The sequence below is a fragment of the Jatrophihabitans sp. genome (genome assembly GCA_036399055.1).
GTDB lineage: Bacteria > Actinomycetota > Actinomycetes > Mycobacteriales > Jatrophihabitantaceae > Jatrophihabitans_A.
This window is the reverse complement of sequence record DASWNX010000036.1, coordinates 93,066-117,934: the sequence shown is the minus strand read 5'-3', so window position 1 is coordinate 117,934 and position 24,869 is coordinate 93,066. Positions and strand designations below refer to the sequence as shown.

Genomic DNA, 24,869 nt, shown 5'->3' with positions numbered 1-24,869 from the left:
CCCTGTCGAAGGAGACACCGCATGGCTGTAACACCGAGGATCCTGCTGGTTATCGACATCCAGCAGGAGTACACCGCCGCCGGACGGGCGTTCCACATCGCGGGAATCGAGCCTTCGTTGACCAACGCGAAGACGCTGATCGACGCCGCCCGAGTCGCCGGCGTTCCGGTGTGGCATGTCCAGCACCAGCAGGAGAAGGGGGTGTTCGCCCGGGGCGGTGAGCACACCGACCCGATCGCCGGCTTCGAGCCGCAGGGCGACGAGCCGGTCTTCATCAAGGACATGTACAACTCCTTCAGCTCCCCGGAGCTGGTCAAGGCGCTGGAGGCCACCAAGCCCGAGGACATCACCGTCATCGGCTACGGCACGCCGCTGTGCTGCCTGTCCACCATCGTCGACGGCATGCACCGGGGCTACTCGTTCACGCTGGTCGAGGACGCGGTGGCCGCCAAGGCCACCAAGCAGACCAGCGAGGAGGAGATGCACCGGTCGGCGGTGAACGTTATCTCCGAGTACGCCCGGGTGACACGGACCGAGGACGTGCTCCAAGAGTTCAAGGGCTGACCGCCCCCTGCGATCACCTGCCCCGGTCGCTGAAAACCGTGACAGGGCAGGGCTGAGCTGAGCGAGGCCGTTCTGCGTCATGACGCAGAACGGCCTCGATCGCGTTACGGCTCAGGAGTGTTGCGGTTGCGGCGCGGGCGCGGTGTCGACAGCCTCGCTGGAGCGGGAGTCACCCGATCGCTTCCTGCCGAAGCGCAGGTAGAGCGAGGGAACCACGAACAGGTTGAGCAGGGTCGAGGACACCAGCCCGCCGATGATCACCACCGCCATCGGATGCTCGATCTCGTGCCCCGGGATGTCTCCCAGGACCACCAGCGGCACCAGCGCGAGCCCGGTCGCCAACGAGGTCATCAGAATAGGCGCCAGTCGTTCCCGAGCGCCGCGAAGCACGAGGTCGGGGCCGAAGACCTCGCCTTCGTGTCTCTCCAGATGCTGGCAGTGGTTTATCAACAGGATGCCGTTGCGCGCGGCGAGGCCGAGGATGGTCAGGAACCCCACCAGCGAACCCAGGGAGATGACGCCCCCGCTGAGGTACGCGGCGATCACCCCTCCTACCAGGGCCATCGGAAGCATGAGCATGCTCAGGGTCGCCAGCCTCCAGCCGCCGAACGCTGCCTGCAGCAGCGCGAAGATCGCCACGACGGTCAGCGCGCTGTAGATCAGCAGCCGTGTTTGGGCCGCCTTGCGCTCGGTGTACTCACCGAGCAACTCAGCGTTGTATCCCTGCGGGTAGGACACCTGCGCAAGCGCGCGCTCGAGGTCACCGACGACCGCGCCCAGGTCGCGGCCGCTGACATTGGCGCCGATGTCGATCCGGCGCGATCCGTCCTCGCGCCTGATGATGTTGGGCGTCGGCGCGGTCCGCACGTCGGCTATCTGGCCCAGGCGCACGTGCGTTCCATTGGGTGTGTCGAGCAGCAGGTTGCGCAGGCTGTCGGGGTCGTGCCGGGTCTCGGGCGTGCTCCACACCCGCACGTCGTAGGCCTTGCCCTGCCGGAACACGTCATTGACCTCTTCACCGGCCATCAGCGTTGCGGCGGCGCGGCGGACATCGCCGGGCTTGATCCCGTACCGCTGGGCCTTGGCCAGGTCGACCTTGACCTCGAGCTGCGGAATCTCTGACTGCAACTCCACGTGCTCCTCGACGGTGCCGTCGATGCCGGCCAGGATGGCGCGGATCTCCTCGGCCTTGGCTCGCATCACCTCGAGGTCGGTGCCGTACAGCCGGACCACGATGGCCTCACCGGCGCCGGCCAGCACTTCTCGGATTCGCTCCTTCAGGTAGGTCTGCACGTCCCGTTGCAGGCCCGGGTAACCGGCGACGACGTCATTGATCGCCACCAGGGTGGTGTCGTAGTCGGCGTCGGGGTCGACGCTGATCCAGTTCTCGCCGAAGTTGATGCCGACCACCTCGTCGGCGTTGCTGGCCTGGCCGATGTGGGAGCCGAAGTTGCGCACGCCCGGAACCGCCAGCAGCTCCTTGCTCGCCTGGGTGGAGATGCGGACCATCTCCGGATGCGAGGTGCCCGGCTGGGTCACCCAGTGCATGAGGAAGTCTCGTTCCTTGAAGGAGGGCAGCATCGACTGGCCGAGCATCGGCGCCAGCAGCACTCCGAGGACCACGACGAGTCCGACCGCCCCGTAGGCCCGACCCGGCCTGCGGATGATCGGAGACAGCGCCGCGGTGTAGCCCCGCTGGAGCACCCGGACCAGCGGGGGCTCCTTGTCGGTGAGCGGCGCCTTGCGCAGCAGGATGAGAGCCAGCGCAGGGGTGATCGTCAACGCGACGAGCATCGAGACAGCCACCGCGATGGCGTAGGACGCCGCGAGCGGACGGAAGAACGATCCGGTGAGCCCTTCGAGGAAGAACACCGGCACCGCGGCCGCGATGATGATGAGCGTGGCGTACACGATGGGACCGCGCACTTCCAGCGACGCTTCCAGGATCACCGAGGCGGTGGACCGACCTGTCCCTTCACGCCGGTTCTGCCGGAGCCGCCGCATGATGTTCTCGATGTCGATGATGGCGTCGTCGACGACCACGCCGACCGAGATCACCAGCCCCGCGAGCACCATCGTGTTGATCGTCGAGCCACGCCAATAGAGCACCAGGCCGGCCGAGACGAGTGACAGGGGGATGGCGATCAGGCTGATCACCGCGGTGCGCCACGCGAAGAGAAACGCGACCAGCACCAGGACCACGAGCAGGCACCCGAGCAGCAAGGCGTTGGACAGGTTGTCCAGCGCGGACTCGATGAACGTCGCGGGACGGAAGATGGTCGTGTCGACGCGCACGCCGGGCAGGCCGGGCTGAAGCTCTGCCATCACCTCCTCGACGCCCTGCGTCACCTCGAGCGTGTTGCCCCACGGCAGCTTCTCCACGATGAGCATGAGCCCGGGTTTGCCGTCGATGACCGCGTCGCCGATCAATGGCTGATGGTCGACCACCACACGAGCCACATCGGTGATGGTCAGCGACTCCTGGGCGTTCTCGCGCAACGAGACCCGCCCGAGCTCATCCGGACGCACGATGGGCAACACGTGCTCGATCCCCAGCCGGTGATCCTCGGTGTCGATGAACCCGCCGGTGCCGACGACCGCTCCGTTGGCGTACTTGAGCAGGCCGGCGTCCATCGAGTCAGCCGTGACCCGCATGAGCTCGTTCAACGAGACCTTGTGCCTCTGCAGCAGCTCCGGGTCCGCCTGCACCTGCAACTGCTCCTGGCGCATGCCCCAGATCGCCACGTTGGCGACGCCGTGCACGCGCATCAGCTCTGTCCTGATCTTGTAACGGGCGAGCGTGGAGAGCTCGATCAAGGACAAGGTGTCCGAGGAGATGCCGATCTTCATGACACGGCTGGTCGCCGACAGCGGCTGGATCATCGCCGGCGGGCGGGCCCAGGCCGGCAGGGTCGGGGTGACGGTGGCGACCCGTTCCTGCACCAGCTGCCGGGCGTTGAGCAACTCGGTGCCCTGATCGAAGATCAGCTCGATCGAGGAGAGTTGGGAGACCGACTTCGACCGCATGACGTCGAGTCCCTCGACGCCGTTGAGAGCCTCCTCCAGGGGGACGGTCACCAGTTGCTCGACCTCGGCGGCGGTCAGGCCCAGGGCCGCCGTCTGAACCTCCACGCGTGGCGGGGCGAACTCGGGGAAGACGTCCACCGGGGCACTGGCCAGTTGCACGCTGCCCAGCAGCAGCATGCCCAATCCGAGCGCGAGCGCGAGGAACCTGAACCTGAGGCTGGACGAGACGACCCATCGCATCATGGTGTGATCCCTCTCGACTCAGCTGAGACCGGCTTCAGCGCCGGAGAGTTCGGCCGATCCGGCCGTCACCACGCTGGCGCCGACAGGCGGGCCCGAGGCCAGCACCGCGAGGTCACCGTCGTAGTGGTCGACGACCACCGGAGACCGGGTGAAGACCCGCGGCCCGACGACCAGGTAGGCCGCGGCCTTTCCCTTCTTGTCGAAGAGCAGGGCCGTGTAGGGGATCGCGATCCCCGTCGCCGCGCCGGGCCGGCTGGATTTCAGCGTGGCCTTGGTGACCGTGGCGGTTGTCAATCCCAGCCGCTCGACGGCTCGCTCGGTCAACGTCAGTTTCGTGGGCTGGCCGGCGGCCTTCTCGACCTTCACGGGCTTGGGGGCGGAGTCCTCGTCGTCCTCGGCTGCCTGCCTGCACCCGGACAGGCTCAGGCAGGCCATCACGGCGACGGCGACACACGCCCTACGGCGCGACATGGGTCAGTCTCGGGCTTGAGCCGTTGCTGGAGTCACTACCGTCGAACGGCACAGGCCCGGTTCTCTGCGGCGCGGGCACGTCCGGTCGCCGTGCCGGGGCGTGGCGCAGGTAGAGCGGCGGGAGGAGGAACAGCAGCACCAGGACCGAGGTCACAAGCCCGCCGAGAATCACCGCGGCGATCGGCCTGATGAGCTCCTGGCCGGCGACGGCGCCCAGGAACAGCAAGGGCGTCACGGCTGCGGCCACTGCCAGCGCGGTGGTCACGATGGGCGCCAGTCGCTCGTGGGCCGTGGCAGAGACAGCCGCCGGGTCAGGCCGGCCGTTCGCCGCGCGGTCGAGTTCCTCCCACTGCCGGATGAGCACGATGCCCTGCCTGGCAGTGATGCCCACAACCGTGAGCAACGCCAGCAACGTGGTGCGCGAGAGCGCGCCCTGGTCCAGCCGGGCGACGGCGACCCCGCCCACCAGCGCCGCGAGCAGAGCCACCGACATCAGGGTCGCAAGGCGCCAGCTCGCGAACGCGGCCTGCAGGAGCAGGAAGATCAGCAGCGCCGTGGCCAGGCCCAGCAGGCCGAGCCGCACCTGCGCGTCCTGCCGTTCGGCGTAGTCGCCACGCAGTTCGGCGTGGTAGCTGACCGGCAGCTCCAACGTCGCCAGGGCCGCGCGTACCTCGTCGGTGACCTCGTCGACGTCCCGGCCGCGCACGTCGGCCACCACGTCGACGTAGCGGGACACCGAGTCGTGGCGCAGCACGTTCGGCGACGGCGTGACCCGCACGTCGGCGACCTGCCGCAGCCGCACGTGCTTGCCGCCCGGAGTGTCGATGAGCAGGTTCTGGACGTCGCTCAGGTTCTCGCGGGTGGCCGGCGTGCCCACCACGATCACGTCGAACACCTTCTGCTCCTCGAACAGGCTTCCGACCTGGATCCCGGCGATCAGGGTCGCGGCCGCGCGGCGCACGTCACCGGGTTTGAGGCCGTGCTGCTGTGCCCGCGCGAGGTCGACCTCGATCTGAACGGTCTGCTCCACCGGCGCCATCCTGAGCTGAGGTTGGACGGTTCCTCTGACAGCGGTGAGCCTCTGGCGCACGTCCTCGCCCTGCTGGCGCAGCAGCTCCAGATCCGTGCCGTACACGCGCACCACGATCGGAGGGTCGTTGGTGGGCCCGAGGTCCAGCATTCGCTGCTCGGGGTAGCCGATCGCTGAGACTTGCGGTCCGGCTCGGTCCTTGACCAGGCGCTGCACGTCCCGGACGGCGCGGTCATAGGCCGCCTCTGGCTTCAGGCTCACCCACAGCTCTCCGGAATTGACACCCACCACCTGGTCTGAGGTGACCGCGCGTCCCACGTGCGCGCCCACGCTGCGGACGCCGTCGATGGCACGCAGGTCGCGGGTCAGCGCGGCGGCCTGCTCGCGCATGGCCGGTAGCGAGGTGCCCGGCGCGGCGTCCCACCGCACCAGCAGGTCACGGTCCTGCCGGGCGGGCATGGTCGAGTCTCCGCCGAGCCCGGGCACGAAGGCGAGCCCGATGAGCAGCAGAACGCCGAGGCCCGCGTAGGCCAGCACCGGCCGGTGCACAAGACGCGGCAGGGCCCTGCGATGACCGGTCCTGAGCCAGCGCACGATCGGACGGTCGCGGTTGTCGGTCTGGCCCGCTCGCAGGAGGTAGATGGCCAGTGCCGGCGTGAGCGTCAGCGCGACGACCAGCGATGCCAGGACCGCGAGCACGTAGGACATCACGAACGGGGAGAAGATCGAGTCGGTGACTCCCTTGAGCAGCAGCAGCGGCAGGGCCGCGACGATGAGCACGAGGGTGGCGAACAGCAGCGGGCTTCGCAGCCGCGCGACTGATGCGGCCACAGCGTCGGCGGGGGACTGCCCGTCCCCGTCAGGGCTGGCGCCGCGGTGCTGTAGGGCACGTCTTGTGTTGTCCGCCTCGGTGACGGCGTCATCGATTATCACGCCGAGGGCGATCACCAGCCCGGCCAGGATCATCGTGTTGAACGTCGTCCCTCGCAGCTGCAGCACCGTCAAGGCCGCGGTCAACGACACCAGGATCGTCGCCACGCTGATCAACGCGAGCCGCCAGGACGATGACAGCGCGCCGATCACGATGATCATGAGCAGCAGCCCGAGAAGCGCTGCGATGCCGAGGTTGTCCAGCGCGTTCTCCAGGAACGTCGCAGGGCGGTACACCTGGGTGTCGACCACGATGCCGCGAAGGCCAGGAGCCAGGCTCTGCATGGCTTTCTCGACGTCCCGGGTGACTGTCAGGGTGCTCGCGCCGGGGAATTTCTCGATGACCAACAGCAACTGCGGGTCATCGCCGGACAGAGCGTCACCGATCAGTGGCTGGTGGTCCTCGGTCACCGCGACGACCTCGCCCAGAGTCCTGCCGGCGCTGCCCTGCCTCCCCTCCAGGCTCACCCTCGACAGGTCAGCCGGCGTGGTGATGGGAAGCACGTGCTGAATCCCCAGCCGCTGCTGGGGTGTGTCGATGAACCCGCCGGTTCCGGGAGTCGAGGCCTCGACGAAGCTCAACGGCGACACCCACAACGAGTTCGCCGTGGTCCTGATCACCTGACTGAGAGTCACGCCGCGGTCCGATAGTCGCTGCGGGTCGACCTGGACCTGCAGCTGCCGTTCGCGTTGGCCCCAGATGGCGACATTGGCAACGCCTGGAACGCCCATCAATTTCGGCTTGATCTTCCAACGGGCCAGCACCGAAAGGTCAATCAGCGACACGTCTTGAGAGGACAGTCCGATCATCATGGCGCGGCCGGTGGAGGACAGCGGCTGGATCATGACGGGGGCCTTGGAGACGTTGGGAAGCGCTCTGGCCTCGGTGAGGCGCTCCTGCACCATCTGCCGGGCACGCAACACGTCGGTTCCCTCTTCGAAGTACAGCTCTATCGAGGACAGGCCAGGTACCGACATGGATCGGATCTCGTCGAGGAAGGCGACTCCGTTGAGGAGGTCGGCCTCCATGGGCGAGGTGATCAACTGCTCGACCTCGACGGCGGACAGCCCCAGAGCCTCGGTTTGCACCTCGACGTAGGGCGCCTTGAACTCGGGCAGCACTTCCACCTGCGCATCGCGTGACAGGACGAAGCCGAAGGACATGATGCTCGCTGCGAGCAGGACGACGACCAGCCGAAACGACATGCTTCGCCCAACTAACCATCTAGACAAGGCGGCCCCCGCTCACCTCAAGGCTGATCCGGACACATCCAGCGCTGGTCGGCTGGGAAACCCGTTCTGGCAAGATGACAGACCGAAAAGACCCTGTCAATTGCCCTGCGGGCTATCCGGATAATCGTTATACAAGCTCAGCACGGCTACCTCAGGGTCGAGGCGCTGAGGCGGAATCGCTTCCACCCCCACGTGTGATGAGCGCACTCCTGGACCGCGCTAAAAGAAAGCGCGCAGCAGAAGTCGCCGTGACAATGACTTGCGCTTCTCTCGCGACGAGCTGCTGCGCTCGTCACGGGCAGGCGGGGGCCTCGCTGCTTGACCAGCGGCGATGTCGAGTCAGGGATGGCCAAACTCACCTGCGAGTGGAAAATTTCCGCCAGCCGCCACGATCGGTGAGCAGCTGTTCACCAAATACATCGTAACAAGGTAAACAGTGGTGTGCCGCTCACTGGCAGGACGTCGACGGTGTCCGCGCCAGCAGGGCCGGTGAACGGGCTGGGCGCGGGCCGACATCGAGGGCGACCAGCACGATGGCCTCGGCGGTGGCGGTCGGCGAGGCTGCCGGGAAACGGCCGGCAGACCTCGACAGCGAGTGCGACGGGCGCCGCCACGACGCCTCATCCAGGCGAAGACGTGTGGCACGAGCCGCGGTCGCTCAGCGCTGGGCTGTACTTTGACGCCATGATCTCCGGCGTCCTGCTGCAGGTTGTGCTGGCCGGCCTGGCGCAGGGCGCCGTGCTGGGCCTGGTGGCGCTCGGGTTCTCACTGGTCGCCGGCACGGCTCGTGTCCTGCCGTTCGCGCACGGTGACATCGCGGTCGGCGCGATCTTCATCGCCGTCCTCGCCGTCGTCGGGCACACCCCCACCGCCGCGCGGCTGACCGTCTTGCCGTCGATCACGCTGGTGCTGCTGAGCCTGGTCGCCGGCGTGCTGCTCTCGGGCCTGGTCGCCGGGCTGGCGGTGCTGGGAAACCTGGCAGGCCCGGACGGCGGCCGCCGCCGGCTCAGCCCGTTGAGTTGGATCGCCGGCGGCCTGGCCGCCGGCCTGCTGCTGCGCGCGGTGCTCGGCTTCCTCCTTCCGCAACAGGCCTATGCGCTGCCCGACCCGTTTCGCATCGACGCGCTGACGCCCGGCGGACTGCTGCGGTTGCCGGGCGGCAGCACGGTCACAGTCCGCGCCGTCTGCGTGCTGGCCCTCGGCCTGGCGGTGGGCCTGCTGGTTGACGCGACGCTGGTCCGGTCGCGGTTCGGCATGTCGTTGCGGGCAGTCGCCGATGACCAGGTCGGCGCCGCGCTGTGCGGCGTGTCTGCCCGGCGGGTGGTGTTCGGAGCCTTTCTGGTGGCCGGCCTGCTGGCCGGACTGGCCGGTGTGCTGGCCGCGCCGGGCCGCGCGCTGTCGGTCGAGGACGGGGCCTTGCTGGGGTTGCACGCCGCAGCCGCGGCAGTGCTCGGGGGGGTCGGGTCCTCGCGTGGCGCCTTGGCCGGCGGGCTGGCGGTGGGAACCGTTCAGGCGCTGGCCGGCTACGCCTTCGGCACGGCCTTCTACGACCTGGCGCCCCTGGTCCTGCTGCTGGCCGTGCTGATGGTGCGGCCGCCGTCCGGGCGAGCCCACGCGCTGTCATCAGCCAGAACGTCCTCGGCCGCCCGAGCGCCCTCGGCAGCCGGCGGGTGAGCGCCGTCGGGCTGGCCCAGTCGCTGTGGCTGCTGGTCGCGGCACTGGGCCTGGCCCTGTCGGTGCGCTACGCCGGAGCGCCGATGCTCGGGCAGAGCGCGTTCGTGGCAGTGGGCGGCTACGGGGTGATGCTGCTGGGCCCTGGCGGCGCCGGGCTGCCGCTGGGCGTCGCGGCCGGGCTGGCGGTGTCGCTGGCCGCCGCCGCCGGTTATCTCACCGCCCGGGCCACAGCTGGCCTGGACGCCGGTTACTTCGCGCTGGCGACCTGGACCCTGGCATGGCTGGCGCAGCGAACCCTGATCGCCTTTCCCGATCTCTTCGGTGGGAATGAGGGAATCACCCGCGCGGCGCCGGCCGAGCTGGTCTCGCGGACTCTAGGGATCCAGCTGACGCTCACCGACCGGGTCCACCTGGGGCTGGCTGCCGGGACCTGCCTGCTGGTCCTGGCAGCCCTGTACCGGCTGAGCCGGGGCCCGGCCGGCCTGGATCTGGCCGGGCTGCGCGAGTCGCCAGAACTGGCCGCGTCGCTGGGGATCGCGGTCGCGGCCCGGCGCCGCGCGGTGCTCACCGCCACCGCCGCTCTCGGCGGGGTCGCCGGTGTCGGATCAACCGTGCTGCTCGGAGTGATCTCGCCCGCGGACGTCAGTCCGCTGCTGTCGCTGGAGCTGCTGGCCGCGGTGCTGCTGGGCGGCGTGCTGTTGGGTGGCGCACCGCTGGGCGCAGCGGCGCAGTGGTGCGGCCCGGTGCTGGGGGTGGCGGTGCTCTCGGTGTCGCCGGGCTGGCCGCTGGCCCTGCCCGGCCCGGGCGCGGAGGCCGGCGCGCCATGGCGGGCCGTGCTGACGGCGCTGCTGCTGCTTGCCGTGGTCGCGGTGTGGGCGCTTGCGCCCCGGCCTGCGGCTGGCCCGGCGTTGCGACCGTGGCCGCCGGCGCCGGCGGCGGCGGCCCAGCCGGTCAGGCAGGGGGTGGGCCTGGAGATCGCCCACGCGAGCGTGTCCTACGAGGGCGTGAGCGCGCTGGACGATGTCAGCCTAACCTTGCGCGGCGGGCAGGTGCACGCGCTGGTCGGCCCCAACGGCAGTGGCAAGTCCACCTTGCTCGAGGTGTTGGCCGGTGACCTCGACGCTGGCTCGGTCCGGCTGGGCGGCGCGCCGCACCGCGCTCGCTCGGCGTCTGCGCGGGTGCGCGCCGGTGTGGTGCGCACACCCCAGCAGGCCACTGTGCTCGCCGGGCTCAGTCCCGTGCAGCAGGTCGCCCTGGGAGCTCGCGGCGGCGGCGTCTGGCCGCAGGCGGTGCTGCGCCAGCTGCTGCGCACCCCCCGGTCGCGGCTGCAGACGACCCAGCTTCGCGCCGCGGCCGCGGGCGCCCTGCAGGCATTGGGGCTGAGCCACCTTGCCGACCTCGATCCGGCGCGGCTCACCACGGGCGAGCGGCAGTTGCTGCAAGTGGCTCGCGCGGTGGCCACTGGGGCGTCGGTGCTGCTGTTCGACGAGCCGGCCGCAGGGATGACAGCCGCAGAGCGCGGCGTGCTGAAGCGGGTGCTGCGAGACCTGGCCGACGGCGGAGCGGCCGTCCTGATCGTCGAGCACGACCTGCGCCTGGTCGCGGCGGTGGCCGACCAGATCACCGTTCTCGACGCCGGGCGGGTCCTGGCCAGCGGCGACGCGACCTCGGTGCGTGCCGATCCCTCGGCGCGGGCTGCCTTGCTCGGCCCGTCCTGAGCATTCAGGACCTGCGCCACAGCACCGCGCCGGAGAAGAACAACGCCAGCACGCCGAGGATGGCCACCGCGATGGGCGCCGGGCGGGGGGTCAGCCGAGCCGGCTCAACGGCGAGCGGGCGCGCGGTGGCCAGCGTGTAACGAAACGTGGTGCGCCCTCGGGGCTCCAACTGCGATCCGAGATAGGGGCTGTAGGCCGAGGCCCGCGAGCCCGTCGCCGCGGCCTGCACCAGGGCATCGAGCGCCGCCCGGCGCTCGGCGATCGGCGGATCGGAACCGGCCCATGCCGACCACGAGGCCGCCCCGCGTGGCGGGGTGAGGCTGTGGGGGTCCAGCGCCGGCGCCGCGGTCAACTCCAGGGCCACCTTGCCCGGCTGGCGCACCGCCAGATCGAATCGCGCGCTGCCCCGCAGCAGCGAGTCGATCCGGACGACGCTCACCGTCGCGGCCGAGGCTTGCCGGCCGGTGGCGGTCACCCGCAGCGTGCCCCGAAGCCGCAGGGGCATCAGCTGCACAGCCTGCCTGGTGGCGCCAGCGGTGACCCGCAGTTGCGACGGGATGCCGGCGCGGGTGGTCGGCAGCCTGCCGCTCGCGCCGCGGGCCTGGGCGAGCAGCCGGTCCAGTGCCGGGGCCAGCTGCCGGGCCGAGGCGTCGGCGCCGGTCGGCAGGCTGACCTGCTGGCGGCTGGTGTTGTCCAGGGTGAGCGTCAGGACACCCGAACCCGGCACCAGCGCGTCCGGGCCCACTGCGCTCGGTCGACCGCCAGCGGTGAAGCTCAGGCGCATCCGCAGCGGCAGGTGACGGGACTCGATCTCGGGGTCAAGTTCGATCCGGGCCGCCAGCTGCCGACTGCCGGTGGAGAAGCCCTGCCAGATGACATCGCCGAAGCTCAGCACCGGAGCGTCGCCACCCAGGGCTACCGCGGCACGTGCCGGGCCGGCTATGCGCACGAAGTAGTCGCCGGTTCCGCTGATCCGCAGCCGCTGCTCGTCGCTGACCCGAGTGACCCGGCCGTCGGCGGACACCTCGACTCCCACGACCTCGTCGTTGCTGATCGGGCCGGGCGCCAGGTAGCCCGGCAGCTGGTCCCGCGACGCGCCCAGCGCCTGGAACAGCTCGGCGCCGCCGAGCTGGTCGGCCTGCGGCGGCGGCAGCTCGATGATGTCGGCGTGGCCGGGACCGGCCAACGCCAGCAACACGGTGACCGCCGCGAGGACCACGCCTGCGCGGCGTCGGCCCCTGATGCGGCGGCTTCGACGGTCATCGAGGCCGCGGCTTCGACGGTCATCGACACCGCGGCTGCTGCCGGACATCAAGGCCGCGGCTACTGCCGGACTGTGTAGGTGAGGACCAGATGATCACGACATAACGGCCTGACCTTGACGCTTACCTCCTGGGGCCCTTCGAACTCGGCCTCGGCCTCGTAGCCGACCTCCTCATCGGAGCCGGTTTGGTTATAGCCCTCAGTCACAATCTCATCGGCGGCGTTGTCGCGGACGGTCACCAGGTCAGCGACCTCGCCGCGCAACACGCCGCTGACCGCGCGGGTCTGACCCTGCTCGGTGACCTCGGTGGGCTGCCAGCCGGTGACGGTCGGAAAGCCGGCGGGTAGCTGGCGCAGGAGTTCCGGCCGTGGCGTCGTCTTCTGACCGCACTCGGACTCCGCCGCCGCCGCGGCCTCAGAGGCCTCGGCCGGGACTTGGGAGCCGGCGCTGCCGGTGGCGCTCTGCGCCGCTGACGAGGCGACGCTGCTGATTCCCGAGGCCGCCTCGGACGCCGGGTCGGCGTCACCGCCGCAGCCGGCAAGCCCCAGGCACAGGATCGTCGTCACAGTGACCACGCTCAGCTTCATCGGGTGTCTCCGCCATGCGACAGCCGGCGTGGTTTGCTCGGCTGGTTGCCAACGTACCCGGCGCCAGAGCACGGTGGGAGAACCGCGTGCCAGGCAGAATCGTCAGCGCACCGGCGGAGGCCGGCGTCGCCGGGGTGGGAGGGCCATGGCTGCCATGCGGGTGCTGGGCGTGGTCCTGCTGGTTTGCGCGGTGCTGGCGGGAGCTGGATGTCAGGCAGGCTGGTCCGGCTCACCCACCGGCGACGGGCCGTTGATCGTGGTGTCGGCGCCGTTGGCCGCTCAACCGTGGATCGGGCGGTCGGTGGTGCGGGGCGCTCAACTGGCCCTTGCGCAGCAGGCTGTCGTTCCGGGGGTGGCAAAAGGACGGCTGCGGCTGGAGATCCTGGACAACAAGGCCTCTCCGAGCACCGCTGTGGCCAACGCCAGGACGGCCGTCAGCAGGAAGGCCGCGGCGCTGATCACCGACGGCACCGGGGCGCTGGCGGTGTCGCAGGTGACCGCCCCGGCGTCGCTGCCGGTCTTCGTGGTCTTTGACGGCGGTGCTTCGTTCGTCGACCCTGTGGCGCACCCGACCATCTTTCGGCTGGCGCCGGCGAACAAGCACATGAGCCGGCGACTGGCCGACTACTTGGCCGCGCGCCAGACCCGGTCGATAGCCGTGATCAGTGACGACTCCTCCTACGGCCGCGAGGGCGCGCGGCAACTCGGCGTCGACCTGGCACAGAACGGCCTGTCGGTGGTGAAGCGGATCGTCCTGCCGGTGGCCGCCGACGACGTGAGCGCGCAGGTGCTCTCAGCCCGCCGGGCCGGCGCCAGGGCGCTGCTGCTGTGGGCAGGCGCCCCCGACATCGCGCAGGTCATCAGGGCGGCTCGGTCCGCCGGCTGGCAGGCGCCGATCTTCATGAGCCCGACGGGGGAGGATCCGCTGGTGCGCCAGCAACTCGCCGACCACCCGCGGTGGCTCGACGGCGCCACCTTCGTGTCCTTCCGGATAACCAGCGAGATGGGCCCGGCGCCATTCGAGCGGTTTCGGACCGCTTACGAACAGCACTTCGGCGTCGACCGGGTCGGCATGTCGGCCGGTGGCCGGCCGGTGCTGCAGCCGCCGGACTGGGCCATGTACTCCTACGACGCGGTGCTGCTGCTGTCGGCCGCGCTGTCGATCACGGCGGGCGTCACCGGCGCGCCCCTGCTGGCCGCGGTCGAGGGCGCTTCGGTGACGGGCGCCAACGGCGATCAGCGCGGTTTCGGTCCGGAGGATCGGGAAGGTGTCAGCTCCAGCGACATGTACTTCGGCCGTTTCACCGACATGCGGTTCGCAGCGGTGACCGACGACGTGCTCTCGACCCAACTGCCCGCCGTCGCTCAGTGACCTGCCGCCACTCAGTGACCGCCGTGGCCCGGTGACGCTCAGGCCTGAACCTGCCAGCGAGTGGTGCAGGCGTCGACCGTCGTCAGCCGCAGCACTCCGGGGCTGCCGCTCCTGGTGAACGGCAGCCGGCTCTCGCTGGCGCCCACGCTCCCGCGGCCCACCGTGTAGCCCGCTTCGGAAAGCGCGTCCGTGATCAAGAGCAGGTTGCCGCGCACGGTTCCCGGTGAGGTGAAAGTGACCAGGGTGAAGCCGTTGGCCAGTTGCTGGGTCGCGCTCAGCCGCGCGCCGTCAGGCATCGGCAAGCTCGTGGGAATGCCTGCTGGCCAACGGAAACCAGGTCCGGACGCCGCTGAGCACGAGGCGCCGACGGAGCGGCTCGGACTCTCCGGGTGACCGGTGCATCCCACCGTGAGCCCGGCGCTGCCGAAAGCGAGCAAGGTGATTGCCACGCCGTTGAGCCGAAGCCTCACCTGCGCGATGCCAGTGGCAGCCACCGGTCACACCCCCGCATGCTCAGCGGGCCTGTGAACGGCATGGCCGTCCGGTCCGCGATCAGCTGACGAACGCGCTGCGCTCCGGGTCGCGTGCCTCACCACCGCAAGGTAATCTCGCGTCGCGGCGACCTGCCCCGTGAAGGTGATCTTCGACTGAAGGAGTAATTTCGCTGGCGGCACGAATTCCAGGCTGGAACGCCGATTCCGGCATTGTCGATGAGCGTGCCCAAGCCTCTGTCGCCGAGATGGCCGGTGACGACTGGCCCCGCGTCGTCGGGGATGACCCTCATCGGTCACATCACCCATCACGGCAGTCACATGGTCCGCGTGGCAGGCCTCTGCGAATGGTCGGCATGGCGCGGGGCCGGGAAGACATGCCAGCTCTTCTTGACGAATGCATTGACCGTGGCCGGGTGGTTGCCGAGTTCGATACGGGACCAGCGGGTGTCTGCGCGCGCGTGTGTTCTCGGACACGACGATAATTCTGCCACCGCTGAGCTTGCCGAGCGCTGGAGCTGAGCTCCCGCCCGATTCACGTCTCAGATCGCTCGGTGGGGTTGCTTAAAGGTCCGCCTTATGCCTATGTTCATCACCTGCTGATTTCATTACCTGATGAGGCGAATTGTATGCATCCCCAGTTTCAGAGCGCGGACTGGTCGCAGGCACGCGTGCTCCACGCGCCTGCTCTGGTGACCGCTGCCTGCATGCTGGGTCGCCGGCTGCTCCACGACCGCAAGCCGACACCGGTGCGGGCTGAGGTTTTCACCGGCCCGCCGGGTCCTCGGGAGCGGCGCGCCAGCACCGCCTCGCTCGCTGCCGCGTCGGTGCTGGTCCCGTTCGCCTCGGGCATGTCGCTCACCTGGTGGATCCAGCCCGTTCCGGCGTCCGCCTCAGGTCCGGCCTCGACTCAGCTGGCGCAGGAGCTATTCGGCGGAGTGGTCTTTCTGGCAGCGGCGTTTCCAGCGCTTGGACGTGTCCTCGATGACACTGCCCGGAGGGGAGGACCCATTCGCGGGCGCACCTTGACCGCCGCTGCCGCCGGCGACCTCGTGTCGTGGACCGTGCTGGCCCTGGTGGTGGCGATGGCCGCGCAGGCAGGTGAGGCCTCGGCCGCGCTCATGGTGGTTGAGTTCCTCGGGCTGCTGCTGATTCTGCGACTTGTCACCCGCCCCCTCGTCACCGCGACGCTGGAGCGAGGCCGGACCGCCTCAGCCAATTCGTCAATGGTCTTGTGTCTCATACTTGTTGGAATTTTCTTGAGTTCGTGCGCGACTGCTGCTATGCATCTGCATCCGTTTCTTGGGACATTCGCCTTCGGATTCGCCTGCGCTTGGGAGATGGTGGCTTTGCGAGCGTCCCAGAGGGTGGAAAAATTTGCCGACGCAAGTAAGATCTTGCTGCCAGTTTTCTTTGTCCTGACAGGATTGTGGATGAGCTTTAAGGATTTCGGCGTCCACGACGTGCTCATCACTGTTATCGTCATAATCTCAGCAAGTGCAGCGAAAATACTGAGCATGTATGCAACAACTCGCGTATGTGGGGTGTCGTCTCCGGGCGGCTGGGGCTTGAGCCTGCTCATGAGTGCGCGGGGCTTGACCGGACTTATGCTTCTTGACGTAGGACGAACGGCTGGCGTGCTTTCCCCTCGGATGTTTACGGTGTTGGCTGTGATGGCAATTGGCACGACGCTCGCTACCGGTCCCTTGATGGAAAATGCTCACCTCAGCAATACGGCGCCACCCGTAGGGCTGACTAAGTGGCGTGTCAGCGAGGGCGGGTTAACACTACCTGCCCACTGTCTGAGCGCTTGTCTGAAACCAATCTCAACCTGGGCAACCGCAACGTCGGCGTCTGGCCGTCCGGCCATGCGGCGCCGAACAGCTCACACCCTGACGCCAGTCGGCTGACTCGAAGCCGCGAACCTGACAGCACTCACCGGGAGGCCCGATGTCGGAAGTTCTTCGTCTGGAAGACAACTCAGTTGCCCTGGCGCAACCGCAGGCTTCGGCAGCCTGTGAGGCGATCCAGTTCTACGGCACCGAGTTGCGCATCGCCTTGTGCGCAGCGGCTGAGTACCTACACAGCTGGGAGTTGGAGCATGGCTATTCGCCACCGGTGGTGGCCTTGCACGACGAGTTCTCCTGGGAAGACGCCGGTCGCGACATCGCCTGGCAGCTGACCTTGATACTGCGCGACGAGTCGAGCTGACTTCGGCCCGCCTCCGTTGTCACATTCAACCGGCCCTGAGGTGTCTTTCGATGGATTCGGCCAAGATCGCTTGGACATCCTCGTCACGCAAGGTGTGCTGGAGGGCCGGAAGCAGGGTGGCAAGCAGCTGAAAACCCAGAAACGCCGACATCACCAACGCCGAGCGCTCCTGGCTGTCGCCCGAGGCGAGGTCTCGGGCCAACGGGGTGACGACGTCGCGGTCGAACAATCCGAACACCGTCGACTCGTAGTCGCCGCCGGTCAGGCACACCGCGACCGCGGCCAGGGCCGACTCCTCTTCGCAGAGGTAACGAAGGGCGGCGGCTATCAGCGCATCACCGACCCCTTCGCCGCTCTGGTCGGAGAGCTCGGCGGCTATCTGGTCATAGACCTCGCTCAACTCGATATCGGCGCCGGCCGCGGCGTGCACGAGATCGTCCTTGGAAGGGAAGTAGTGCCGGATGGTGCCCGGATCCACGCCTACCGAACGAGCGACTTGGCGAATGGTCATACTGGCCAGACCTCGAGCAGCCAGTTCCTGGCGAGCCACCTCGACAATCTGGTCGCGCGTGCTCGCGGGGGCCGAACGGCTGGAGTGGCGAGAGGCCGTCACATCGACTCCTTAATTCACTAAGCGTTGAGTTGACCCTCACAATACCTTGTGAAGTCCTGATCAGACGCATGCCTTGCCGGAGGCAACGATCACGTGACATCCCTTGCGAGAATGAATTCAGTGTGTGCAAATAAATTTACTCATCACTTGCCGAATTGAAGTGCTGAAAGAAGCGGATCCTGGGCCGCGCCGGACCGCCGGCTGATTTGGCGCCGAAACGGGGTGGGGCAACTCCTGACCCTTCGCCAGAGGCAGTGATGAAGGTGCGGGTCTAAGGAGGGAATTCAGCGAAGGTTGACTTCAACACCGCCCTTCATGACATCTGCGGTGGGCGCGTGAGCCTTCTCCCACCTTATTGCTGATTATGAGCCTCCTGGGGCCGGGACTGTGGCAAGACGCGGCCGCCATTGCCGGTTAGCGTCACGCCCGCGGCGCGGGCTTCTATAGCCTCCCCGCGATTACCCGCCTTCGGTGTGAGGCCGGTTGCCCTTCTGCGCGGGCCCGCTGTCAACACCCGGGATCTCATTCACGCGAGCTTCACTTATTTCATACCTTGACGAATTATTGCAGATGGCCTAAGTTCATCAAGTGGTGAAGTCATCAAGTGATGACCGGCACGCGCGCACCTGACTCGTTGAGCAACCCACCGGTTCTCCCTAAGGAGAAGGTTTCGTATGGCTTTCGACCTGACTTCCACGCAGCGTGGCGAGATGGCCGCGTTGCAGGAGCGGATAGGCGCACGCTTTGGTGACGTGACTGATGCCGGCGACCGGACCAACTGGCGGATCGCCGGCGAGCTGGGCCTGCTGGGATTGTGCCTACCGCAGGAGTACGGCGGCGGTGGGCTCGGAGCGCTGGACACCGCGCTGGCGCTGGAGGCTTTCGGCGCGGCCTGCCCCGACACCGGCTTCGCGTTCGCGGTCTGCGCGCACCTGCTCGCCTGCGCACTGCCGATCGCGACCTTCGGCGATGAGCGGCTACGCGCGGAGTTGCTTCCTGCGTTGTGCAGCGGCGAGGCGGTCGCCGCCAACGCGATGACCGAGGATGGCGCGGGCTCGGACTCCAGCGCTCTTGCCACTCGGGCCGAGCGCAGCGATGCCGGCTACCGGTTGACCGGTGAGAAGAGCTTTGCCAGCAATGCGCCTGTGTCTGATGTGGTGGTCACCTACGCCGTCAGCGATCCCACGGCCGGATTCCTCGGGGTCAGCGCGTTCGCGGTTCCGACTGCTCTGGACGGCGTCACACTCGGCGAGCCGTTCGTCAAGATGGGGCTCACCAGTTGCCTGGCCGGAACGGTGTCCTTCGACGCCGTCGAAGTCACCGGTCATCACATGCTGGGTGAGCCGGGGCAAGGCGCGGCGATCTTTCAGCACTCGATGCTGTGGGAGCGTGGCTGCCTGTTCGCCATCTATCTCGGGATGATGCGCCGTCAGCTCGATGCGACGGTGAGCCACACCAGCGGCCGCCGGCAGTTCGGCCAGCGGCTGTCAGACTTTCAGGCCGTCTCGCACCGGGTGGTGGGCATGGTGCAGCGGTTGGACAGCGCTCGCCTGCTGCTGTACCGCGCCTGCTCACTGATCGACTCCGGGCGTCCGGCCGAATACGCGGTGGCGCAGTCCAAGCTGGCCGTCTCTGAGGCGGCGGTGGCCAACAGCATCGACGCGGTCCAGTTGTTCGGTGGGCAGGGATACCTGCGCGACAGCGGGGTCGAGCAGCAGCTGCGTGACAGCATCCCGGCGACGCTGTTCTCCGGCACCTCCGAGATCCAACGCGAATTGATCGCCCAAGGGGTGGGACTGTGAGGCTGCACAAGTACGTCATCGACTCCGCCCAGCGCCGACCCGACAGCCTGGCCGTCGCATCGGGCGGCAGCCAGCTGAGCTACGGCCAGCTGGATGGCCGGGCCAACGGGCTGGCCACCCGGTTGATCGCGGCCGGTCTGCGGCCGGGCGACCGGGTGGTGCTGTACTCCGACAAGTCACCGGACACCGTCGTGGCGATGCAGGCCGTGCTGCGGACCGGCGCGGCCTACGTGCCGGTGGACTCGAGCACTCCCGTGCTGCGGGCCGCGACCATCGTGGCAGACTGCGCGCCGCGTGTGGTGCTGTGTGACGCCGAACCCGCCTCCGAGCTGGCTGAGGCCGCCCGCATGGTGGGCGCCACTGTGGTGCCGCTGGTGTCAGACAGCGACGCGCGGCCGTGCGAGCCGGTCGACGCGCTCTCCGATCCTCACGATCTTGCCTACATCCTTTACACCTCAGGCTCGACAGGAACGCCCAAGGGGGTCTGCGTCAGCCACCGCAACGCGATGAGCTTTGTGGACTGGGCAGTTCAGGAACTGGGAGCGACACCGGAGGACCGGTTCTCCAATCACGCGCCGTTCGGGTTCGACCTGTCCGTCCTCGACCTGTACGGCGCCTTCGCAGCCGGCGCGTCCGTGCACCTGATACCGAAGGCGCTTGCCTACGCGCCCACTGAACTGGTCCGGTTCCTGAACGAGAGCCAGATCAGCGTGTGGTACTCGGTTCCCTCAGCGCTCATCCTGATGATGACCGAGGGCAGCCTGCTCCAGCAGCCGGCGCCCGCCCAGCTTCGGGCGGTGCTCTTCGCGGGTGAGCCGTTTCCGATCACGTTCGTGCGGGAGCTCGCCTCCTGGAGTTCGGCGAGACTGCTCAATCTCTACGGCCCGACCGAGACCAACGTCTGCACCTTCCACGAGGTTCGACCGGCAGATCTCCTACGCGACCGGCCGGTTCCGATCGGTCGCAGCTGTAGCGGCGACACGGTCGAACTGCTCGATGACAACGGCAAACCAGCTCAGCCGGGCGGCGAGGGCGAGGTCGTGGTCAGCGGGCCGACGGTCATGCTCGGGTACTGGGGGCAGCCACCGGCGCCGCGCGACTACCGTACCGGCGACCGGGCCGTCCTGTGCGCTGACGGGGCACTGGATTATGTCGGGCGGCGCGACCACATGGTCAAGGTGCGTGGCCACCGGATCGAACTCGGTGACATCGAATCGGCGCTGGACGCTCATCCGGGCGTCGAACGGTCGGCCGTCGTCGTCGCTGGAGAAGGATTGGCAGCCACGCTCGTGGCCTTCGTCGTTCCGGTCACCGACGCCAACCCCGGCCTGGTGAGCATCAAGGCTCACCTGGCCTCATTGCTGCCGACGTCGATGAATGTCGACGTGGTGCACCGAGTGCAGGCATTGCCACGTTCTGACAACGGCAAGATCGAACGCCGCGCACTGCTGGACATGCACCTCCAACGGCATCAGAACCGGCGTGATGCCGCCGCCAGGCAACGACTGCTCAGCCACCCGGAGCCGGCATTGGCCGAGGTGACAGGAAAGGAACGATCGTGACCGCAAAACTCAAGATCGAGATCGAGAGCTCCGACGAGCCCGCCGGCGAGGCCGAAGGCCCCGTGGCCGCTCTGGCCAGCAAGCTGCGCCAGGTGTTTCGCACCGAGGTGCCCAGCGTTCACGGACGGGTCGACGGCGCCGACTTCCGGGACGTGATGGCCAGCCTGCCCACCGCGGTGTCGGTGGTCACGGCTATCGACCCAGAAGGCGCACCGCGCGGGTTGACCTGCAGCGCGGTGTGCAGTGTCTCCGCCGACCCGCCGCAGGTGCTGGTGTGCATCAATCAACGCAACGGCAGCCTCGCCGCCATCCGGCACAGCGGCGCCTTCGTCATCAACGTCCTGAGCTCGACCTCGGCCGGTCTGTCCGACCAGTTCGCCTCCTCGGCGGCGGAGAAGTTCGGTGACGTCAGCTGGCGCCCGGCGCCCAACTCGGGATTGCCGGTGCTCGACGGCTCAGCTCATGCCTTCATCGACTGCGAGTTGACCGCCGACATCACCGCGGGCAGCCACGCCATCCTGGTCGGCACGGTCCAGGCGTGCGGCACCGACCTTGACTCGATGCACCCGTTGCTCTACTGGCGCAGGGCATACGGCACCTGGTTGCAGCACGAGTCCTGACCCCCTCTCACCCCCCGTGATCATCGAAATCAAGGAGACCAGCATGACCGAACCGCTGAATGACGACGTGTCCGAGCGTATCGAGCACTTCGTGCGCCAGCGCTTTCTCGACGACAGTGAGGATCAGACCCTCACCGCCACCAGTCCGCTGCTGCAGTGGGGGATTCTCACCTCGATGAACACGGCGATTCTGCTCACTTTCATCCGTGACGCTTTCGGTGTCGCGGTGCCGCCGATGTCCATCACGGCGAGCAACTTCCGCGACCTGGAGAGCATCAGCTCGATGGTGCGAAACCTGCTGCCCGCCACCCAGGCCAGTTGAGCCCCCTACCTTCGAACGGAGCGTGTCTCATGACAGAACTCGAATATGACTATGACATCGGTATCATCGGCGGGGGGCCGGCCGGATCCACGACGGCTGCCTACCTTCGGCAGGCGGGCCTCTCGGTCGCGGTGTTCGAGAGCGCGCAGTTCCCGCGTGAGCATGTCGGAGAGTCGCTGGTGCCGGCCACCACGCCGGTGCTGATCGAGACCGGGGTTATGCCCAAGGTCGACGCCGCGGGCTTTCCGAAGAAGTACGGCGCGGCGTGGACCTCTGCCGAGAGCCGCAACATCTCCCACAACGGTTTCGAGAACCTGACCCACGACTTTCGAGCGGCCGAGGTGCTCTTCAGCGAGCGGGACCAGCAGGGTGTGGATCGGGATTACACCTTCCACGTAGACCGCGGCATCTTCGACAAGATCCTGCTCGACCACGCCCGCAGCCTGGGCGCCGAGGTCTTCGAGCAGACCAGGGTGCTCGGCGTCGACTTCGACGCGCCCAACAGCACTGTGCTGCACACGCGCAACAGCGACGGCGCTCGCGACGTGCGCACCCGGATGGTCGTCGACGCCTCCGGCCGCCAGACGATGCTGGGCAATCAGTTGAAGTACAAGGTCTCTGACCCGATCTTCAACCAGTACGCCGTGCACACCTGGTTCAAGGGCTTGGACCGTAAGGCGTTGGCCACCCAGGAGGGCCAGACCGATTACATCTTCATCCACTTCCTGCCGCTGACCGACACGTGGGTGTGGCAGATACCCATCACCGACGAGATCACCAGCATCGGGGTAGTGACCCAGAAATCCCGCTTTCAGGACTGGAAGGACGACCGGGAAGGTTTCTTCTGGGACTGTGTCGCGAGCCGGCCGGACCTGCTCGACGCCCTGAAAAGCTCGGAGCGGGTCAAGCCGTTCAAGACCGAGGGCGACTACAGCTACTCGATGACCCAGGTGGCCGGAGACTCGTTCGTCCTGATCGGTGACGCGGCCCGGTTCGTCGACCCCATCTTCTCCAGCGGCGTCAGCGTGGCGTTGAACAGCGCCCGACTGGCCAGCCGCGACATCATCGACGCCTTCAAGGCCGGGGACTACAGTCACGAGCGGTTCCACCGGTTCGAGTCGACGCTGCGCCGGGCGGTCAGCTCGTGGTATGAGTTCATCTCGATCTACTACCGCTTGAATGTGTTGTTCACTGCCTTCGTCCAAGACCCCCGCTACCGGCTCGATGTCCTGAAGATGCTGCAGGGTGACGTCTACGACGACCAAGAGCCCGCTGCCCTGATAGCGATGCGCGAGGTCGTCAGCGCCGTGGAGAACGACCCCGATCATCTGTGGCACCGCTACCTCGGTGAGCTCAGGTCGCCTACGGCGGCCGCATCCTTCTAGGCGCGGGCCACCTGTTGTATATTCATCACTTGCAGACATCCGGTCGGAGCATGAGCTTCCTGCGGAAGCGAGTGACAGAACGGCGCCCGGCTAGTCCGTGACGGCACATCTGCTTCGAGGAAGGGTCATCGCCATGGTCGCGCCATCGGGCTCCGCCGCGGGAGGTTCTCAGCGCTCCAACCGCACCGGGCGGCGGCCCGGTGGCAGCGGCACCCGCGATGACATCCTCGAAGCTGCTCGCAAGCTGTTCGCCGAACGGGGTTACGCCGGGGCGACGATCCGCGCGATCGCTCTTGAAGCAGGCGTGGACGGAGCGTTGATCCACCACTTCTTCGCGTCGAAGGAGGGCGTGTTCGCCGCCGCCATCGAAGACACCTTCTCTCCCGACGAGATGCTGCCGCCGGTGTTGCAGGCCGACGTCGAAGGCATGGGGGAGCGGTTGGTGCGGACCTTCCTCAGCAAGTGGGAAGAGCCGACCACCGACCAGCAGTTGCTCGCCGTGCTGCGATCGGCGGTGTCGAACGAGGACGCGGCCCAGCTGCTGCGGACCTTCTTGACCCAGCAGCTTCTGGGCCGCATCGGGCAGGCGCTGAAAGGCGAAGACGCCGAACTGCGCGCCACCCTCATCGGCGCGCAGTTGGTGGGCGTCGCTTTCCTGCGCTACGTCCTGGCCTACGGCCCGATCGCCCACCTGCCCGCCGAGCGCATCGTGGAACTGCTGAGCCCGACGATCCAGCGTTATCTCACCGAACCGCTGGCCGTGCCGGTGCCGCTCACCCGGCCCACGAAGGTGGAGCGGCCGGTCTCTGACATCCAGGCCGCGCCGAGCAACGTCATCAAGCCGGTGAAGAAAGCGCCTCGCGCATAAGCTCGGACAGCTGGGTGAGAAAGCCCGCGCCGCCGGCGAGGTGAAACAGGTGCTCGCCGGGCATCCATCGAAAGGTGCAGCGGCCGGTGGTGTGAGCGGCCCAGGCCGCGACGCCTGGCCTGCTGACCACCGGGTCATCCTCACCCTGAATCGAGAGAATCGGGCAGCTCAGCGGTGGGCCGTCGTGGTAGTCATAGGTCTCGGCCAGTGTGAGATCAGAGCGCAGTGTGGGAAGAAACAGCTGGGCCAGCTCGGGCTGGCTGCGTAAGCCAGGCATGGAGCTGTCCAGCTGATCAACCGCTTGCAGGAACTGCTCGTCAGGCAGTTTGTGAATCTCGGCAATCGCTGCCGGGACGGTCGGCGCGTTGCGCCCGGACACCACCAGCAAGGCCGGCGCCCGTCCCTGGGCGCTGAGCCGGCGAGCGGTCTCGAAGGCGAGCAGGGCGCCCAGGCTGTGCCCGTACAGCACGTACGGCGGATGTAGCAGTGGCTGAGCGCGCTGCTCGACGATGGACAGCAGCTCGGCGACCGTGCCGGCCGGCGGGTCATCGGGTCGGCCCACTCTGCCGGGCGACTCGACCACGCGAACCTCGATCCGTCCGGCTAGCGCCGAGCGCCACGGGTAGTAGGTCATCATGCCGGCGCCGGCATGGGGAAAGCACACCATCCGCAGCGGCGTAGCCGTCATCTGGACAACCTTCCGTGGCCATGGCGGTGGCGGATGTGCCGCCGCTCAAAGGGGTTTGCCAAACCGCGTCAGCTTGGCGCCTTTCCTGCCATCTGCCCAATCCAGCGTATTTGGGTTGACAGGAAACTCAACTACCGTAGAGTTCAGCAGGTGAGGAAGTCATAGTGTGATGAACCCGACTTCGCTCCACGTAG

At 67.9% G+C, this 24,869-nt stretch carries 20 protein-coding genes; 12 read left to right on the top strand and 8 right to left on the bottom strand.

Annotation, left to right across the window (positions count from 1 at the left end; genetic code table 11):
* Nucleotides 1-21 precede the first annotated feature (21 nt).
* Entirely contained in the window at nucleotides 22-564 is a 543-nt protein-coding gene (locus tag VGB75_16850; protein HEY0168717.1) for a cysteine hydrolase, read from the top strand.
* A gap of 111 nt (nucleotides 565-675) precedes the next feature.
* On the opposite strand, the gene VGB75_16845 is transcribed toward VGB75_16850, so the two are convergent.
* Genes VGB75_16845 through VGB75_16835 form a run of 3 tightly spaced genes read right to left on the bottom strand, consistent with a single transcriptional unit; the run spans nucleotide 676 to nucleotide 7,471 of the window.
* Complete coding sequence (locus VGB75_16845; GenBank protein ID HEY0168716.1) at nucleotides 676-3,834, bottom strand: efflux RND transporter permease subunit; 3,159 nt, start codon at nucleotides 3,832-3,834, stop codon at nucleotides 676-678.
* A gap of 18 nt (nucleotides 3,835-3,852) precedes the next feature.
* The gene (locus VGB75_16840; protein ID HEY0168715.1) at nucleotides 3,853-4,305 is read right to left on the bottom strand and encodes a hypothetical protein; all 453 of its coding nucleotides are present in this window, start codon (nucleotides 4,303-4,305) and stop codon (nucleotides 3,853-3,855) included.
* The gene (locus VGB75_16835) at nucleotides 4,292-7,471 is read right to left on the bottom strand and encodes an efflux RND transporter permease subunit (protein ID HEY0168714.1); all 3,180 of its coding nucleotides are present in this window, start codon (nucleotides 7,469-7,471) and stop codon (nucleotides 4,292-4,294) included. The genes VGB75_16840 and VGB75_16835 overlap by 14 nt, the downstream gene beginning before the upstream one ends.
* A 711-nt stretch (nucleotides 7,472-8,182) precedes the next feature.
* Here VGB75_16835 and VGB75_16830 point away from each other — a divergent pair.
* Entirely contained in the window at nucleotides 8,183-9,172 is a 990-nt protein-coding gene (locus tag VGB75_16830) for a hypothetical protein (protein HEY0168713.1), read from the top strand.
* Complete coding sequence (locus VGB75_16825; protein ID HEY0168712.1) at nucleotides 9,169-10,890, top strand: ATP-binding cassette domain-containing protein; 1,722 nt, start codon at nucleotides 9,169-9,171, stop codon at nucleotides 10,888-10,890. The genes VGB75_16830 and VGB75_16825 overlap by 4 nt, the downstream gene beginning before the upstream one ends.
* A gap of 4 nt (nucleotides 10,891-10,894) precedes the next feature.
* Here the strand turns inward: VGB75_16825 and VGB75_16820 are convergent, their stop codons facing one another.
* Nucleotides 10,895-12,202 (bottom strand): hypothetical protein, encoded by a 1,308-nt coding sequence (locus VGB75_16820; GenBank protein HEY0168711.1) that lies wholly within the window; start codon nucleotides 12,200-12,202, stop codon nucleotides 10,895-10,897.
* 11 nt (nucleotides 12,203-12,213) lie between these two features.
* The gene (locus tag VGB75_16815; protein ID HEY0168710.1) at nucleotides 12,214-12,741 is read right to left on the bottom strand and encodes a hypothetical protein; all 528 of its coding nucleotides are present in this window, start codon (nucleotides 12,739-12,741) and stop codon (nucleotides 12,214-12,216) included.
* Nucleotides 12,742-12,886: 145 nt separating this feature from the next.
* Here VGB75_16815 and VGB75_16810 point away from each other — a divergent pair, with 145 nt between their 5' ends.
* A complete protein-coding gene (locus VGB75_16810) occupies nucleotides 12,887-14,113 on the top strand; it encodes an ABC transporter substrate-binding protein (GenBank protein ID HEY0168709.1) in 1,227 nt (408 codons plus the stop codon).
* A 38-nt stretch (nucleotides 14,114-14,151) separates the two neighbouring features.
* Here VGB75_16810 and VGB75_16805 read toward each other — a convergent pair whose 3' ends face one another.
* Nucleotides 14,152-14,409, bottom strand: a complete 258-nt coding sequence (locus tag VGB75_16805; protein ID HEY0168708.1) for a hypothetical protein — start codon at nucleotides 14,407-14,409, stop codon at nucleotides 14,152-14,154.
* A gap of 749 nt (nucleotides 14,410-15,158) precedes the next feature.
* Here VGB75_16805 and VGB75_16800 point away from each other — a divergent pair.
* Both VGB75_16800 and VGB75_16795 read left to right on the top strand, forming a co-directional pair.
* Nucleotides 15,159-16,514, top strand: a complete 1,356-nt coding sequence (locus tag VGB75_16800; GenBank protein HEY0168707.1) for a cation:proton antiporter — start codon at nucleotides 15,159-15,161, stop codon at nucleotides 16,512-16,514.
* Between the two features lie 40 nt (nucleotides 16,515-16,554).
* On the top strand, nucleotides 16,555-16,815 hold the full coding sequence (locus VGB75_16795) for a hypothetical protein (protein ID HEY0168706.1): 261 nt from the start codon (nucleotides 16,555-16,557) through the stop codon (nucleotides 16,813-16,815).
* Between the two features lie 25 nt (nucleotides 16,816-16,840).
* On the opposite strand, the gene VGB75_16790 is transcribed toward VGB75_16795, so the two are convergent.
* Nucleotides 16,841-17,365, bottom strand: coding sequence for a helix-turn-helix domain-containing protein (locus tag VGB75_16790; GenBank protein ID HEY0168705.1), 525 nt, complete (start codon nucleotides 17,363-17,365; stop codon nucleotides 16,841-16,843).
* Nucleotides 17,366-18,102: 737 nt separating this feature from the next.
* On the opposite strand from VGB75_16790, the gene VGB75_16785 reads away from it, so the two are divergent.
* The 6 genes from VGB75_16785 (at nucleotide 18,103) to VGB75_16760 (ending at nucleotide 23,987) form a co-directional block, all read left to right on the top strand.
* On the top strand, nucleotides 18,103-19,230 hold the full coding sequence (locus VGB75_16785) for an acyl-CoA dehydrogenase family protein (GenBank protein HEY0168704.1): 1,128 nt from the start codon (nucleotides 18,103-18,105) through the stop codon (nucleotides 19,228-19,230).
* Complete coding sequence (locus VGB75_16780) at nucleotides 19,227-20,792, top strand: amino acid adenylation domain-containing protein (protein HEY0168703.1); 1,566 nt, start codon at nucleotides 19,227-19,229, stop codon at nucleotides 20,790-20,792. Before VGB75_16785 ends, VGB75_16780 begins: the two co-directional genes overlap by 4 nt.
* A complete protein-coding gene (locus tag VGB75_16775; GenBank protein HEY0168702.1) occupies nucleotides 20,789-21,412 on the top strand; it encodes a flavin reductase family protein in 624 nt (207 codons plus the stop codon). The genes VGB75_16780 and VGB75_16775 overlap by 4 nt, the downstream gene beginning before the upstream one ends.
* Nucleotides 21,413-21,455: 43 nt before the next feature.
* Nucleotides 21,456-21,734 carry a hypothetical protein gene (locus VGB75_16770; protein HEY0168701.1) on the top strand — a complete coding sequence of 93 codons (279 nt, stop codon included), beginning with the start codon at nucleotides 21,456-21,458 and terminating at the stop codon, nucleotides 21,732-21,734.
* Between the two features lie 29 nt (nucleotides 21,735-21,763).
* The gene (locus tag VGB75_16765; protein ID HEY0168700.1) at nucleotides 21,764-23,119 is read left to right on the top strand and encodes an NAD(P)/FAD-dependent oxidoreductase; all 1,356 of its coding nucleotides are present in this window, start codon (nucleotides 21,764-21,766) and stop codon (nucleotides 23,117-23,119) included.
* 133 nt (nucleotides 23,120-23,252) lie between these two features.
* Nucleotides 23,253-23,987, top strand: a complete 735-nt coding sequence (locus tag VGB75_16760) for a TetR family transcriptional regulator (protein ID HEY0168699.1) — start codon at nucleotides 23,253-23,255, stop codon at nucleotides 23,985-23,987.
* Here VGB75_16760 and VGB75_16755 read toward each other — a convergent pair.
* A complete protein-coding gene (locus VGB75_16755; protein ID HEY0168698.1) occupies nucleotides 23,956-24,675 on the bottom strand; it encodes an alpha/beta fold hydrolase in 720 nt (239 codons plus the stop codon). The two genes, VGB75_16760 and VGB75_16755, sit on opposite strands and share 32 nt — an antisense overlap.
* Nucleotides 24,676-24,869: the final 194 nt, after the last annotated feature.